The organism is Psychrobacter sp. UBA6739 (genome assembly GCF_002453835.1).
Lineage (GTDB): Bacteria > Pseudomonadota > Gammaproteobacteria > Pseudomonadales > Moraxellaceae > Psychrobacter > Psychrobacter immobilis_A.
This window is the reverse complement of the sequence record NZ_DKHR01000020.1, coordinates 37484-51901: the sequence shown is the minus strand read 5'-3', so window position 1 is coordinate 51901 and position 14418 is coordinate 37484. Positions and strand designations below refer to the sequence as shown.

7 protein-coding genes are annotated in these 14418 nt (G+C 37.3%); 2 read left to right on the top strand and 5 right to left on the bottom strand.

Going from position 1 to position 14418, the window contains the following annotated elements:
* From B2575_RS05360 to wecB, 5 genes are all read right to left on the bottom strand, one after another.
* The coding region (locus tag B2575_RS05360; RefSeq protein ID WP_296240476.1) for a hypothetical protein at positions 1-576 on the bottom strand (576 nt) is incomplete at its 3' end.
* Positions 577-724: 148 nt separating this feature from the next.
* On the bottom strand, positions 725-2716 hold the full coding sequence (locus B2575_RS05355; RefSeq protein ID WP_296240474.1) for a heparinase II/III domain-containing protein: 1992 nt from the start codon (positions 2714-2716) through the stop codon (positions 725-727).
* A gap of 86 nt (positions 2717-2802) precedes the next feature.
* Entirely contained in the window at positions 2803-6543 is a 3741-nt protein-coding gene (locus B2575_RS05350; protein WP_296240473.1) for a glycosyltransferase family protein, read from the bottom strand.
* 103 nt (positions 6544-6646) lie between these two features.
* Positions 6647-7888, bottom strand: coding sequence for a UDP-N-acetyl-D-mannosamine dehydrogenase (gene wecC, locus B2575_RS05345; RefSeq protein WP_296240472.1), 1242 nt, complete (start codon positions 7886-7888; stop codon positions 6647-6649).
* A 26-nt stretch (positions 7889-7914) separates the two neighbouring features.
* Entirely contained in the window at positions 7915-9072 is a 1158-nt protein-coding gene (gene wecB, locus B2575_RS05340; RefSeq protein ID WP_296240471.1) for a non-hydrolyzing UDP-N-acetylglucosamine 2-epimerase, read from the bottom strand.
* A 332-nt stretch (positions 9073-9404) separates the two neighbouring features.
* Between wecB and B2575_RS05335 the strand changes: the two genes are divergently transcribed.
* Positions 9405-10982 (top strand): exonuclease SbcCD subunit D C-terminal domain-containing protein, encoded by a 1578-nt coding sequence (locus B2575_RS05335; RefSeq protein ID WP_296240470.1) that lies wholly within the window; start codon positions 9405-9407, stop codon positions 10980-10982.
* A 103-nt stretch (positions 10983-11085) separates the two neighbouring features.
* A partial coding sequence (locus tag B2575_RS05330; protein WP_296240469.1) for an AAA family ATPase occupies positions 11086-14418 on the top strand: 3333 nt, incomplete at its 3' end.

Below are 14418 nucleotides of genomic sequence, written 5' to 3'. Positions count from 1 at the left end.
CAGAACAGCTTTACGATTGCTAGTAAGGCTGATATTTAGGTACTTTACCATCGCCTTGATACTGATACTTTGACCTGGCTTAACCGCCGTTGGATACCAGATTGGTGCTTCTAATGGTAATGATAGATTTTCTATGAGATAGTTATCTGGTGTTTCCAGCTTTTTAGATAATTCAATTACTTCAGGATGAATCGTAAGATCGCTAACTATTACCTGCTCATTCTCTGAACATAAAAACCTATTAAATCCAAAGTGTATAGTTGTTACTCCTTCAGGTACAACGAATGTATATAGCTCTTCTATCTCTCCTTGCGTAGGAACAAGATATTTAAAGTGCGCACCAAAGGTATCTGATCTAAACATATTCTCAAAAGATACATCAACCTCTTCATTAACATCATCATATGCTCTGATTAGCAGAACAGCTTTACGATTGCTAGTAAGGCTGATATTTAGGTACTTTACCATCGCCTTGATACTGATACTTTGACCTGGCTTAACCGCCGTTGGATACCAGATTGGTGCTTCTAATGGTAGCTCTAGTAGTTCGATAAGATGGATGTTTGATGCTTTCATATTATTGCTCGTTTTATTCTTGGTGCTACGCATGATGAATTATCTTTTTGAATTTGATTTGTATGACTTAAGAACATAGATTCTAATATAACAAGTAAAATAGTTCTTAATAAATCAAGAATATACTTAAACTAAGCTATGGCTATTATTATTTGTTACCTTGGTTCTCAAAAACGAACTCAGTCTCTAAATTGGTAACTTTTCTATTTAGATAGGTTATCTTTAAGACATGACTATCTTCATATGTTCTGCTAGTATGGGAGATAATACTTTTTATCTTTCCTTCAACAATACCTGTTTCTACAGTGATTAAATCTGGCTTGATAGAAAAATAGATTTTCATGCTGACCCCGCTATTCATAGAAGTTACCGAAACTATATTTTTATGAACTTTAATTTTTTTATCATTAGGGAAGTGTAATAAGAAAGACACATCTCTATACCTCTCGTCTAAAGAATAAACCTTATCATTCATCAGTAATTGCTTATTAGCTACATCAAATGATATCCTTCTATCATGTTCAACAGCCACTAACACTCTATTTCTAGCAGCGACATAAGGGTTACTGCTGTCTTCACTATAGTCATATATCGACCAATTATCTATTCTATGATTAAAGTCATTATTATAGTTAGCATTGGAAACTATTGGAATGTTATGAGCTTGTCGTCTACGAATATAGTGTCTTATAGGATCTTCATTTACATAGTTATAAAGCCCAGAATCAACGAGCCAGTCTTCACCAAAAGCATAAAGAGTAACGTTGTTTTCATCTTGTTGATGATGATATGGACTCAAACATCCAGCTTTGAAAATCAGGTGTGTACTATCAGTAAAGTCTTTGTTTTCGCCCCACACATCTCTAAATATTGCATACCCTGATTGCGGATAAACAATAGTATTTTTACTAGGTGCTTTACCTCTTTTACCTTGAGTTATAGAATACAGAAAATTTTCATACTCTATAGTTCCAGCGAAGAAATTGGAGTACGCATCACTAGTAGGTTTCAGCTCCGTATCCCCGATAATAGGTAGTTTATTATCCGGTCTTAATATGTGAGTGATATACACCAAAGCTTTGGAGGCTATATTCTCAAACTTAGGACCCAAGTCCTTAAGTACATAAGTAGGGAAATCTTCAACTATAGACAAAAAAATCTTAAATACAAACTGATGATACCCTGGACTATTCTCTTTATGCACACCTTCTGTAGTGAACGAAAAATCCAGCTCATCATTAAGACGTAATACTGAGATATCTATCCATTCACTATTATCTAAAAAAATTCCTAATAACATTAAAACTCGAACTTGCTCTAAGCCATGATTAGTATGTTTAGAATAAAAATCATCTCGCTGCAGTTTCTTCCCTAAAACACACAAGGTATCAAACAATGAAAGAACGAAATCAAAATTACTATAAACCCAATTTACGGTATGTTTTTTTAAGTAGAAAAGTAATAATAGTATCTGCTCAGCTCTGAGAGCTGTGGCATGATCATGCCATACAAACTCAAAATCCGTACCTTCATTATATAGATAGGTTTCTATCCAACTACTATTAAGGCTTTTGAGTTTAAGCAGTACTGCGTCATTTTGAGTTTTATTATGAAAGGATATGAGATGTTTGTTAAAATCAAACCAATGCAGCGCCCACTGCCAAGACCTATTATTAAACGGGTCAGCTTCCCAACCTTTCCATTCAACAGCGGGAAAAGAAGTAAGTTCAAATTTGTTGTTTTCAAATAACTCCCTCCCTCTCTTAGTATTTTCTATGTTAGATATATACTTTTCAACATCTTTATTCAATAAGTATTGATTTGATACATCATCTTGAAAGTATAAATACATACTAAATAAACTTAATTGTTCTGTAATATCTATCGTTTGAGATGTACGTAAATCTTTTTCTTTATTCCATAAAAAATATCTAACCTTTAGTATTTTTGAGGCTTTTAGATTAATGTCATGAGAGAAATCCACAGAGTTCTGATAGTGTTTTTTTACCACATTCCCTTTAAAATAAAAATAACAGGCATAAACATATTTATCTTCTTTTTTATTTAAGGAAACTTTTATGCTAGTGCCTATTTCATTAATATAAAAGGTTATACCTTTTATATCTATTAACTTATACATAAAAATTAACCTGATTGTTATGCCCTATTACAAACGATTTACTATAAAAAAAACATTGATTTCAATATGATAAACTTAACTAGACACTATAAGTCATCATTTAGCATCGACGTTGAATCCATAAGCTCAATTTCTTTAATAATTGTTTTATCAAATCCACATTGTAAGTTAACTCGTTCATTTGCAGCTTGGGATTTAATCAAGAACAAAGATGGATTTTGAATAATTTCTACAATCTTCTCAACCATTTCGTTGACATTTTCACCTTCAAACAATGCACCTTCTTCATCAGAGATAAACTCTGGAACTGCTGCTACGTTATTTGTCACTACCACCAAACCTGAAGACATTGCTTCATCCCTAGATACACCTTGAGAGTCCCATCTTGTAGGATTTAAGAAAATACCATGTTGCTTGTGTGCTGCTGCGATCTCGTGATGACTTAAGAATTGCTTATGTAAATGAACGTTTTCAAATTGGAGTATAGGCTCGTTAATCGAATCAAACTCAAACCCATCACCATAAATATTGACTTCTAAATCTTTAAAGAATTCATATTTAGATAATTCTATTAAAGCATCAGTGGTAATATCATTACCATACTTAGGACCTGAATAGGGCCTAATAGACAGTAGTTTAAGTCTATCTTCAGGTTTTCTTTCAGTGTATTTAAATATACTTTCGTCTACATAATTATGTATTACCATCTTGTTTGAGCTTGGTATGGTAAGTTCCAGATCTTCTTCTACCTCTTGAAGAAAGGTATTAGACACAAAAACTAAAGTGATATTACTATTTAACTCTTCGATAATGAGTTTCTTCCAAAACCTTAAACGGTAATCAGCAAGCTTCTTTTTTCTTTCTATGTCAAAGCTATTCAAACCTACAAGGTCAAAGTCACGACGTTGCCAGCTTTGTACTTCGGCTCCATGTAACCAGATAGTGATTTTCAACCTTTCTCGATAGTTCTTGATGATATTCCACATTTTTTCATCCATAAGATGAATAAATATATTCTTTACTTGACCTGATTCTAGAATGTTTGCCAGATTATCATTATTTCCATTGAAGACATCAATGGACTCAAACTCTCTAAAACCTAAATCAGAGTTATTATTAGTTAGTCTAAACACATCTACAATATGGTTGTGTTTTTTATACGCTCTTACTCTACTATGTAAAAATCCATATTTATATAGATCATCATATGAAGGGTATTGCTTTGCTAATATTAAAGTATTGCTTTTGGCAACGAAGTCGTTCACTATTTCACGTTTTTCTCCAATACTTATATACTCTATAAATGAATGACCACTACCGGTAACCTTAAATCCAACTTGTATATATTTGCAATCTGGAGGGATCGGCATGCTGTGATTATGAGAAACTGCCGCAATATGATGTGATAACTTATTTCTATTCTCATCTAAAAATACGAATACGGAGCGTGTATCCATATTCGTATTTGCCTTAACTATAAACTGGCTATTTAGTTTTAAGTTGATATCAGATCTATTGTATATATCTTCAAAATAAATATAGGCAAACTTACCATCAGGAAGTGTAGATTTTATTTCTATATTTGCATTATTTCTACTAATTTGTACCTGCTTACTTTGGGGTCTAATTAGCTGAGCATCTATATCATCCGCTGAGAAAGTAAATGTATGCGATTCTTGGTAAGTACTTAGATGCTCATTTTTATTTGTACCGATATTTATCGCTTCAGAAACCTTTAGAAGCCTACCTTCAAAATCAACTCCTTCATCTAGAATGAGTTTGCTATGTGAATCCAAAGTTTCTTCGTCACTGAGGCTAGCTCCGTTTAAAACATAGTTGAAGCAATCAATAGCAAATGCTTTTTCCTTAATTTCTAAATCATTGATATTCTCAAGCTGACCACCTTCTAGCACTACTTTTATAAATAAATCAACGTTTACTATACTCCGTGAAAATTTAAATCTATCTACTAGTTGGTATTCCTTATTTTGTATTAATAAGGCCTTACCATTAACATTCTCAAAATAACTGTCTTTGGTAATAGCTGTGACAGACGATTTATCATCATGGTTGAGGTAGGTTTGACTCTGCACTAAATCAAATAAATAATAACTACCATAACTGTCATTTGGATTAAACACAGTTACGTAAGTGTCATCTTTGTAATGCTCAATAGCTTTTGACAACTCAGATTCCGTATCATAGATAGTAATCCTATTGTCAACGATATTTTCTAAATCTATATCGCTAAATACGTATAACTCTTTATCCAAATATTCTTGTTCATTGAAGTTGCTAATAACATTATCTAACTCGTTTGCTTGATTAATATAAGCTACTACTATGACATGATAGGTTTCAACTTCTAAGAGTGTCTCAAATGATTTTTCTAAGATGTATTTCAAACGATGTTGATAAGTATGATGACTCAAAACTTTCCTGAGACCTTGAAGTCTATACTTTTTCCGAGTTAAAGGATCTTTAGTAAAACTCTTTAACTGTTTATCTAGCTCAGTCGATTCATCCGAACAAATAACTAAATCACCAAATAAAAGTCTAACACCATGTGAGTAATTACTTAGGACTATTGTATTAGAAGCTAGCATCTCAAATACTCGTCTAGCAAACATCGTCTGTGATTGCTTAATAGTATTCATGTTGATACCGTATACATAGCCTTTATACGCTTTAGCTATTTCAGACGGATGTAAAGTACCTATTATCATTGACTGATAACTTTCAGGGAATTCGTAATGTGGATGAGGTTCATTAAAGTTGCGGTCAAAGATGTCTAAGCCCTTATAATTTTGTGCAACTTTAGACAAGACTCCGAAATCACGCTGCCTAATAGGGTACTTTAGATAATAAGAGCCAGCGAAGTTAAATTTATCCTGGCGCTCATAAACTTCGATAGGATTATGGATAGTTGGTTGAGCGGCAAAACATAGCAAGTAAACTCTATCATGACCCAAGTGTTCTTTATACTTTTGAATACAATCGATATCTGTAGTAAACACGATGTCGACTAGCTCAGCTACTCCCAAAAAAGTACCAAAATGCACTGGATCTTCTTTACTCCAAAAAACACTTCTGATTTTGTTATCATCACAAAACTTTATTAGATTTATTAGCTCTACTGATTGATGGCTAATCTTAGTCTTCCATAGACCATTTTTACCTTGCCATGCTGACTCAATGAATAAAAAATCTGGCTTAAATTCTAGAATTTCTGACTGCCAGTTCTCTGGTGTGACATGATATATATCTGCCTCAGGATCAAAACACAGTGCTGTAAACTCATCCATGATAGCCGCGATTCTGATCTTTTTTTCTGAGAAAGTATGCTGTAAAGCAAATTTATCTACATAGTAATTACTTATATTTTTTGTTTTTACTTTTCTAGCTAACTTTTCAATACCACGTTTACTTACGTTATTTACTTTTGCTAAGTCATGTAGTTCTTTTTGCTTCTGCTCATTCAGTAGGATAATAATTTTGTGCAGCAAGTTAGCATTACTTAAATCCTTATTTTTCCTACTTAATGAATCAGCATAAATTGCAAACAGCTCCTTGCTGAGTATTCTGACATTTTTTTTTCTTTTGGCAGCATCGATCAGAGACTTTCCTAACTGGTAAGAAATCGTATTTTTTTCCATTGATTTGTTAACTAACTTTCTTTCACTTTCAAGTTCGAGCGCGCTAATATAATCTTTTAGATTATCTATAGATCCTCCATGCTCTTCAACTAGATCACTGACTACCTTTAATTCTGATTCACTAAAATCAGTAGCGCTTTTAGATAGCATCTTATAAAGCTTATTTTTCATAGATCACCAGAATGAGTTCATGGAGGAAAGAATGTTGGAGGCTTAAATCCAAGGTAAGCCTAATCATAAAGGGCATTCTTACTTTATGATTAGGCTGGTCACATTAGCGGTTAGTTACAAAATTCACAACACTCTTGCCAGATAAGTCTAAGTTCTCAAATTCACCATGAGCAACCAACACCAATATTACATCAGCTTGCTCTACAGCACTATTTAAAGATACCAGCATACCCGTATTCAATTTTTCAGGTAATTTACTAATATTAGGCTCAACTAATAAGATATCTGCATTATCAGCTTCAAGCATTTTTTGAGCAATATTGACCGCTGGACTTTCACGTAGATCATCAATATCAGGTTTGAATGCTAACCCTAACAATGCTACTGTCGGCTTTTCAATACCTTGTACTTTTAACTTATCGATTTCAGCATTGATTTTACCTATTACCCAGTCAGGCTTACTATCATTGATTTCACGAGCAGCTCGAATTATTTTAGCTTCATCAGGGTTTTGATTAACGATGAACCAAGGATCGACAGCGATACAATGACCACCGACCCCAGTACCCGGCTGTAGGATATTGACTCGTGGATGATGGTTAGCAAGCTCGATCAGCTCCCAAACATTGATGTCGAGCTTATCAGAGATAATAGACAGCTCGTTAGCAAAGGCAATACTCACATCACGGGAGGCATTTTCGGTCAGCTTTGCCATCTCAGCAGTACGAGAGTTGGTTTCTAATAGTTCGCCTTCTACAAAGATGCGATAAACCTCTTTTGCCTGTTTGGTCGATTCTTTAGTCATACCGCCGATGATACGGTCGTTAGAGATTAGCTCTTCCACAACCTTGCCTGGTAACACGCGCTCAGGACAATAAGCCACATAGATATCAGCTTCAACATCAGGTTCATGATACTTGGGAAAGGTTAAGTCAGGACGTGCCTCAGCAAGCCACTCAACCATCTGCTCTGTTGCACCTACTGGTGAGGTCGATTCTAAGATGACCAAATCGCCTTTTTCTAATAGTGGTGCCAAGGCTTTACTAACTGCATGAATATAAGACAAATCAGGAGTGTGGTCATCGCCCTTAAACGGTGTCGGTACGGCAATCAGATAAGCATCTGAGTGTACTGGCGTTAGGTTGGCTTTGAGTCTACCGTTATCCACAGCTTGTTTAACAATTGCTTCAAGACCAGGCTCAACGATATGAATCTTGCCTTGATTGATTGTATCGACCGCATGCTGATTCACATCGACACCGACGACATTGGCACCATGATGGGCTAATATCGCGGCAGTTGGCAAACCAATATAACCTAAACCAAACACACAAATATTTTTCATCTTAATCCCGTCTATTTAATATTAAGTTAGCTTAACGCTTCAATTTTAGCAGTTTGCTCGTATAAGAACTCAACGATAGTCTTAGCAATACGTTGTGAGGCTTTACCATCACCATAAGGATTATGGGCTTGGCTCATTTTTAAATAAATAGCGTCGTTTTCAATCAGATTGCTAACTTCAGCGACGATGGTAGGACCGTGAGTACCTACTAGCTTAACGGTACCTGCCTCGACTGCTTCTTGGCGTTCAGTCGTTTCACGCATGACTAATACTGGAATACCAAGCGATGGCGCTTCCTCTTGAATACCACCTGAATCCGTGAGAATAATATAGCTAGTACTCATCAAATAGACAAAAGGCAAATAATCCTGTGGCGCAATAAGTTTGACATTACTAAGACCGCTTAGTAAGCGATTGACAGGCTCTTTAACATTAGGATTTAGATGAACAGGATAAACAAACTCATAGTCTGGATACTTTTGAGCCAGATCTTTGATTGCTTGGCAAATAGACTCAAAGCCTTCTCCAAAATTTTCACGGCGGTGACCCGTAATAAGGACCCGACGTTTATTGAAGTCCAATTCTGAAAACTGCTGCTGTAATTTCAATCGTAGTGATGCGTTATTTTCTAACTTATCTTTAACATCTAACAAGGCATCTACAACGGTGTTACCAGTAACATAGATGTATTCTGGGTTGTTATGTTCATCATACAAATTTTGCGCGGCAGCTTTAGTTGGAGAGAAGTGCAACTTGGTAATGACACTAGTTAGTTGTCTGTTAGCCTCTTCTGGCCAAGGTGAATAGAGACTATAGGTACGCAGCCCAGATTCAACGTGTCCTATCGGTATTTGTTGATAAAATGCTGCTTGTGCACCGCATAGTGTGGTCGATGTATCGCCGTGTACCAGTACTAAATCAGGCTTGCATTCTTGTAAAATAGGCTCAAGTGCCATTAGCATTCTAGAGCTAGCTTGGGTCAGGCTCTGATTGCTTTTCATGATATCTAAATCATAGTCGGGAACTATCTCAAATAGAGCCAACACCTTATCTAGCATTTCACGATGTTGGGCAGTCACACAAACGATGGATTGAATATCAGGATTGGCTTCTAAAGCTTTAACAACAGGCGCCATTTTAATCGCTTCAGGGCGTGTACCAAAAATACTAAGGACTTTTTTCATAGAAACACTTTTTTAGTTTTGTGAGAGTAAGAATGTCATGTAAGCCTTTAAAAGGTTTTGGGATATATAATTTTTCACTATCGATACAACTCAATAACAAACAGCATATTAGAGATAAAGTAAACGTTTATCAACCATTACATACCGCTTATCGGAGCCAATAAAACAAATTACTTTTAAAAACAACTAATTATGACGTATAGGTTTTGTACGCAGTTTTAAAGAAATTATAGCTATGGACGAAATCTTATATATGTCTTTAGACAGCCATCTCCAACATAGAAAATTTTGCTAGAATGAATACTTTCTATCAAATGTCCTTAAGCTCAATTATGTCCATACCTGCCGATACTAAATTCATGCCAAAACCTCTCACTATCCTCCATACTTCCGACTGGCATTTGGGGCGCAGGCTTTATGGACGCATGCGTTATGACGAATTTGAGTCGTTTTTGTGTTGGCTACAAGACACCATTAACACGCAGCAAGTGGATATATTGATCGTGGCTGGTGATATCTTTGACACCATGACCCCAAGCAATAGAGCTCAAGCGCTATATTATGAATTTTTAGGAAAAGTTTCAAAATCATGCTGTCAACATATTGTCATCGTCGCAGGCAACCACGATTCGCCGACATTTTTAGATGCACCAAGCAATATACTCAAGTTTTTAAACGTTCATGTTATCGGTACGGCTTGTGAAGACTTGAATGATGAAGTATTGGTGTTAGACGATACAAATGGAAACCCGCATTGTATTATTGCAGCTGTTCCCTATTTGCGTGATCGTGATGTCCGTAGTAGTAGTGCTGGCGAGTCGGCTGATAGCAAAGATGCCAATGTCATTAAAGGCATTCGTGCCCATTATGATGAAGTAGCTAGCATTGCCAAAGCCAAGCAGGCTCAATTAATCGAAGCAAACCAGCGTCACATTCCCATCATTGCTACAGGGCATCTATTTGCAGCCGGTGGCACCACTACTGAAGACGATGGTGTACGTGAGCTTTATGTCGGCTCACTCGGTAAGATTTCTGCTGACATGTTCGATGAAATTTTTGACTATGTGGCGCTTGGACATTTGCACGTGCCACAGCGTGTCGGTGGTCGTGAGAGCATTCGCTATTCAGGCTCGCCAATCGCGATGGGATTTGGCGAGGCTAAGCAACAAAAGCAAGTATTACTGGTACAGTTTGGTGCAGTAGCAAATGACATGAGCAGTCAAAAGTCAGCCTCAAACAATGCAATTGACAGCATTATTCCTCAGCTGACCAATACCGTTGCCCCGATCGAAAAATTTGCTAAGAAAGTAGCCAGTCAGACGACTGAATTTATGGATGACTTGTTTGGTTTTGACGAGCAATCAGCAAGTAATGAGATGACAAAAACTGCTGCTATAGAAAATATCCCTGATCAGCAAGATCAAAACAACCAATCAATGCCTAAAAATATCGATACTTCCAACAAAATACTGCACCGAGATGACTCTAATCAGATGCAAGTAGTATCACTACCTATTCCAAAGTTTCAACAACTGGCGCAAGTTTCAGGTGATTTGGAGTGCATCAATCAGGCTATAGATAAAGTCATTCAATCTCTTGACGCAACAGAGTCTGTATGGCTCGAAATTATTTATACGGGTGAGGAGATTATCAGCGAGTTACGTGAGCATATCCAAACGATGGTAGATAATTTGCCGTGCGAGGTGTTAAAAATCAAAAACACTCGTACCTATAATAAAGTACTAAATCAACAACAGATCTCTGAGACGCTACAAGATTTAAATGAGGAAGAAGTATTCGAGCGTTGCTTGATTGCTCATGATATTCCTGATGAGCAAAAATCATCCTTACGTGGCGCCTATGATCAAATCGTTTATAACTTACGTCACGAAGATACTCAGGCTGAATAGCATTATGTAATCATAAACGCTGTTGATAGAAACTAGCTAGAATAATAGCTTCATTTCTCATTATTGCCCTTTTTATTACTACCTATAAAAATAAGACCTTATCATGCGTCTAATCGAACTACGACTTAAAAACTTAAATTCTTTAAAAGGCGAATGGCACATTGACTTTAGTGATCCCGCTTTTCTTAATGAAGGCATCTTTGCCATTACTGGGCAAACGGGGGCTGGCAAGACGACCATATTGGATGCGATTTGCTTAGCACTCTATAGTCAGACGCCAAGACTGGGCGATATCACTGGTTCAACGAACGAGATAATGACCCAAGGTACAGGTGAATGCTCAGCAGAAGTCATTATCGAGATTGATTCTAAGCGTTATCAATGCTATTGGTATCAACATCGTGCCCACAAAAAAGCCAAGGGCAATTTATTGCCGATTAAGCATGAGATTAGTGAAGTCAAAACTGGCAAGATTTTAGAAGAAAAAAAGTCCAAAACTTCTGCCTATATACAAAACCTCATCGGCATGGATTTCAATCAATTTACGCGCTCCATCATGCTCGCACAGGGCAGTTTTGCCGCGTTTTTAAAGTCTGATATTGGCGATAGAGCCGCGATTTTAGAGAAAATAACAGGTACTGCTATTTATGCCAAAATATCGTTAAACGTTCATGAAAAAAAACGCTCTGAGGAAGACGTACTTGGCAAACTACAGGCAGGCGTGAATAGCTTGTCGTTATTAGGTATTGAAGACGAAAAGCTACTGGTAGCAGATTTAGAGCGCTTTAACCAACAGCAAAACACACAGCGCCAAACATTCAAAACCCTAAGTGAACAGCTACAGTGGCTGGATAGCGTTCAGCAGCTACAGAAAAATCTCTCGACCTATCAGGTCGAGTTTGCAACAGCGCAGCAAACGCAGCAAGCCTTTATGCCAGAAGCACAGCGCTTAAACATTGCTAATAAAGCTCTAGAGATTGACAGTCACTTCCGAGAGCTGAGCTACAACCGAAATTTGGTTAAGCAGTTAGAGGTTGAGCAGCAAGATTTGCTTAAGGAGATTCCAAAACAGCAAGCAGCGCTGGCACACGCCAATACCCATCTAAATAGCGCTAATGGGCTTGAAAAGCAAGCTACAGACAATCTGCAAGCCACTTTGCCTATTATTGCAAAGACACGCGAGTTGGATGCTGAGATAAAACAGCACTCTTATTCTTTAGCGAGCGATAATCAGCGTAAAGAGGTATCAGTTAGTAACACTCAACAATTAGGTCAAGATATAGCTGACCACAAGCAAGCAGAGCAAGATGTCAGAACTCAGCTTAGCAATGTAGAAAAGTACTTCCGCGATTACCAAGAGCTAAATGATCTTGATAAAGATATGGTGACCTTCGATAACAGCTGTCGTCAATTAATGGCGCTGTTGGAAGATAATGCCAATCTAACAGCGGATAAACTTGCTTATAGTAATCAAGCCCGCATGCTACAGACTGATTTTGATAGGTTATATAAGCAGCAAAACGCAGAGAAATTATTGATAACGCAGCAACGCGAGCAACTTGCCAGCGTACAACAGCAGCAAGCCACACTCATTCAAAACCAGCCCATTACTAATATGCGTAGCGAGCAAGAGCAAATCGATCAAATCAGCACCCAGATTGCGCAAGCCAACATAAAATTAGAGCAGCTGTCTGAGCGTACCAACCAAATTCAACACATCAATGTAACGTTACCCAAACTGAATCAAGAGCTTAAGACTTTAGAAGGTTTGATTGGCAGTCACAAGATAAATATTGAAGAGGTTAAGCTCAAAAAGCAAGATAGGCAAGAGCATCTACATCTACTACAAAAGGTCGCTAAGCTTGAAGATTATATAGTAGAGCTAGAGGATGGGTCGCCCTGCCCGCTTTGCGGCGCGCATGAGCATCCTTATGGTAAACATCATCCGTTATTAGACCCTAGTACCAAGAATAATAATACCGACGCCAATGACGATCAAAAACAGTCGTCCATAATAAAACAGACTAAGGCGCAATTAACTCAGCAGCATATAGCTGAATTAGAAACTGCTATTGATAATCTTGAGCAGATTTTATCTAAACATCATATCGACCATGCCACCAAAAAAGAAGCCATCAATAATCAACAGCAGCAGTTAGCGCCCTTACAGCAGCAATCTAAAATCTTACACGCTGATATTCAGTCTAACCTTTCCTCGCTATTTAACACTGAAAATAGTTATTCGGAATCGACTGTGGCAATTATCGATCCACTTGCGCAGATTAACAACGATACTGATATTCATATTGATCAGGGCTTATCCTTATTAAGCATCATCAAACACAAACTGACTGAGCATAAACAGTCTCTTAAAACGATAGTCGTCGAATATGACAACCTAGCTGAAAGTGCTGCAACGCTCAGTATTGCCATCGAAGCCGATGAAAAGCAGCAACAGCTACTTAGTCGCGCCATTAATAATCTGACGACTGATATCAAGCTAAATGCTCAAAAAATTGAAAGTGTCGAAGATAAGATTGCCACTAATTTTTCTGTACTCATACCCATGATGACCAATATTTCATCTTTGGTGAGTAAATACCCAACGGCTAAATACGAGAATCATTTAACGATAGCGCTCAAAGCGACTGACGTTCAAGGCGCACTGCAGCAACTCATTGAAAGCACTCATAAGCAAACAGTATTAGCAAGCGCAGATTATGACCATCATATTGAAAGACTGCGTCAACAGCGCAGCGCTTTAAACCAGCTAAAACGACAATTTAATGAGCAGAAAAACAGCCAACAGCAGCTAACTAATACATTAAGCATTTTGACCGCGCAGATTGAAACCAAGCAAGCACAGCTTAGCAATGATGAAATAGCGCTCAAAGAGTTAGAGAACTTAGTTGCTCATAAAACCAATGCTATCGAACAATTAAAGAAAGCTAGAAAAGCGCTATTCGCAGATAAAGATACAGACTATGAAGAAAACCAGTTACGCAGCGCTGCTGATGAGGCTAAAGCCAAACAAATCATAGCGCAAAGACAGCTAGATTCTATACAGCAGTCTTTAGAGCAATTAAAGAGCAGAGAGCAACAGCTAGCCACAGAGCGACAGTCGGCGACTACTACCGTAAATACACAGGACAGCATTTTTACTAACTTACTCATAGAGTCAAAGTTCGTCGATGAAGCAGATTTTTTGAATGCGCGTCTGCCTAAAGAAGAGCGTGAGGCATTACATATACGTAAACTAGCGATTGATAATGCCCTACAACAGGCTAAGTTGCAGTTAGACAATACCCAGCAAGCATTAGAGCAAAAACTTGCTACGCCTATGACAGATGAAGACCGAGAAACACTTGCTGGCAAGTATCATCAAATACAGACGGATATCGATGAGTTAAGCCAAAAAATCGGTGCGATTGACCAA

What these genes read in the sequence shown, in the direction of transcription:
- B2575_RS05355 (WP_296240474.1), bottom strand. Translation starts at nt 2,716, where the DNA reads ATGTATAAGTTAATAGATATAAAAGGTATAACCTTTTATATTAATGAA.
- B2575_RS05350 (WP_296240473.1), bottom strand. Translation starts at nt 6,543, where the DNA reads ATGAAAAATAAGCTTTATAAGATGCTATCTAAAAGCGCTACTGATTTT.
- wecC (WP_296240472.1), bottom strand. Translation starts at nt 7,888, where the DNA reads ATGAAAAATATTTGTGTGTTTGGTTTAGGTTATATTGGTTTGCCAACT.
- wecB (WP_296240471.1), bottom strand. Translation starts at nt 9,072, where the DNA reads ATGAAAAAAGTCCTTAGTATTTTTGGTACACGCCCTGAAGCGATTAAA.
- B2575_RS05335 (WP_296240470.1), top strand. Translation starts at nt 9,405, where the DNA reads ATGTCCATACCTGCCGATACTAAATTCATGCCAAAACCTCTCACTATC.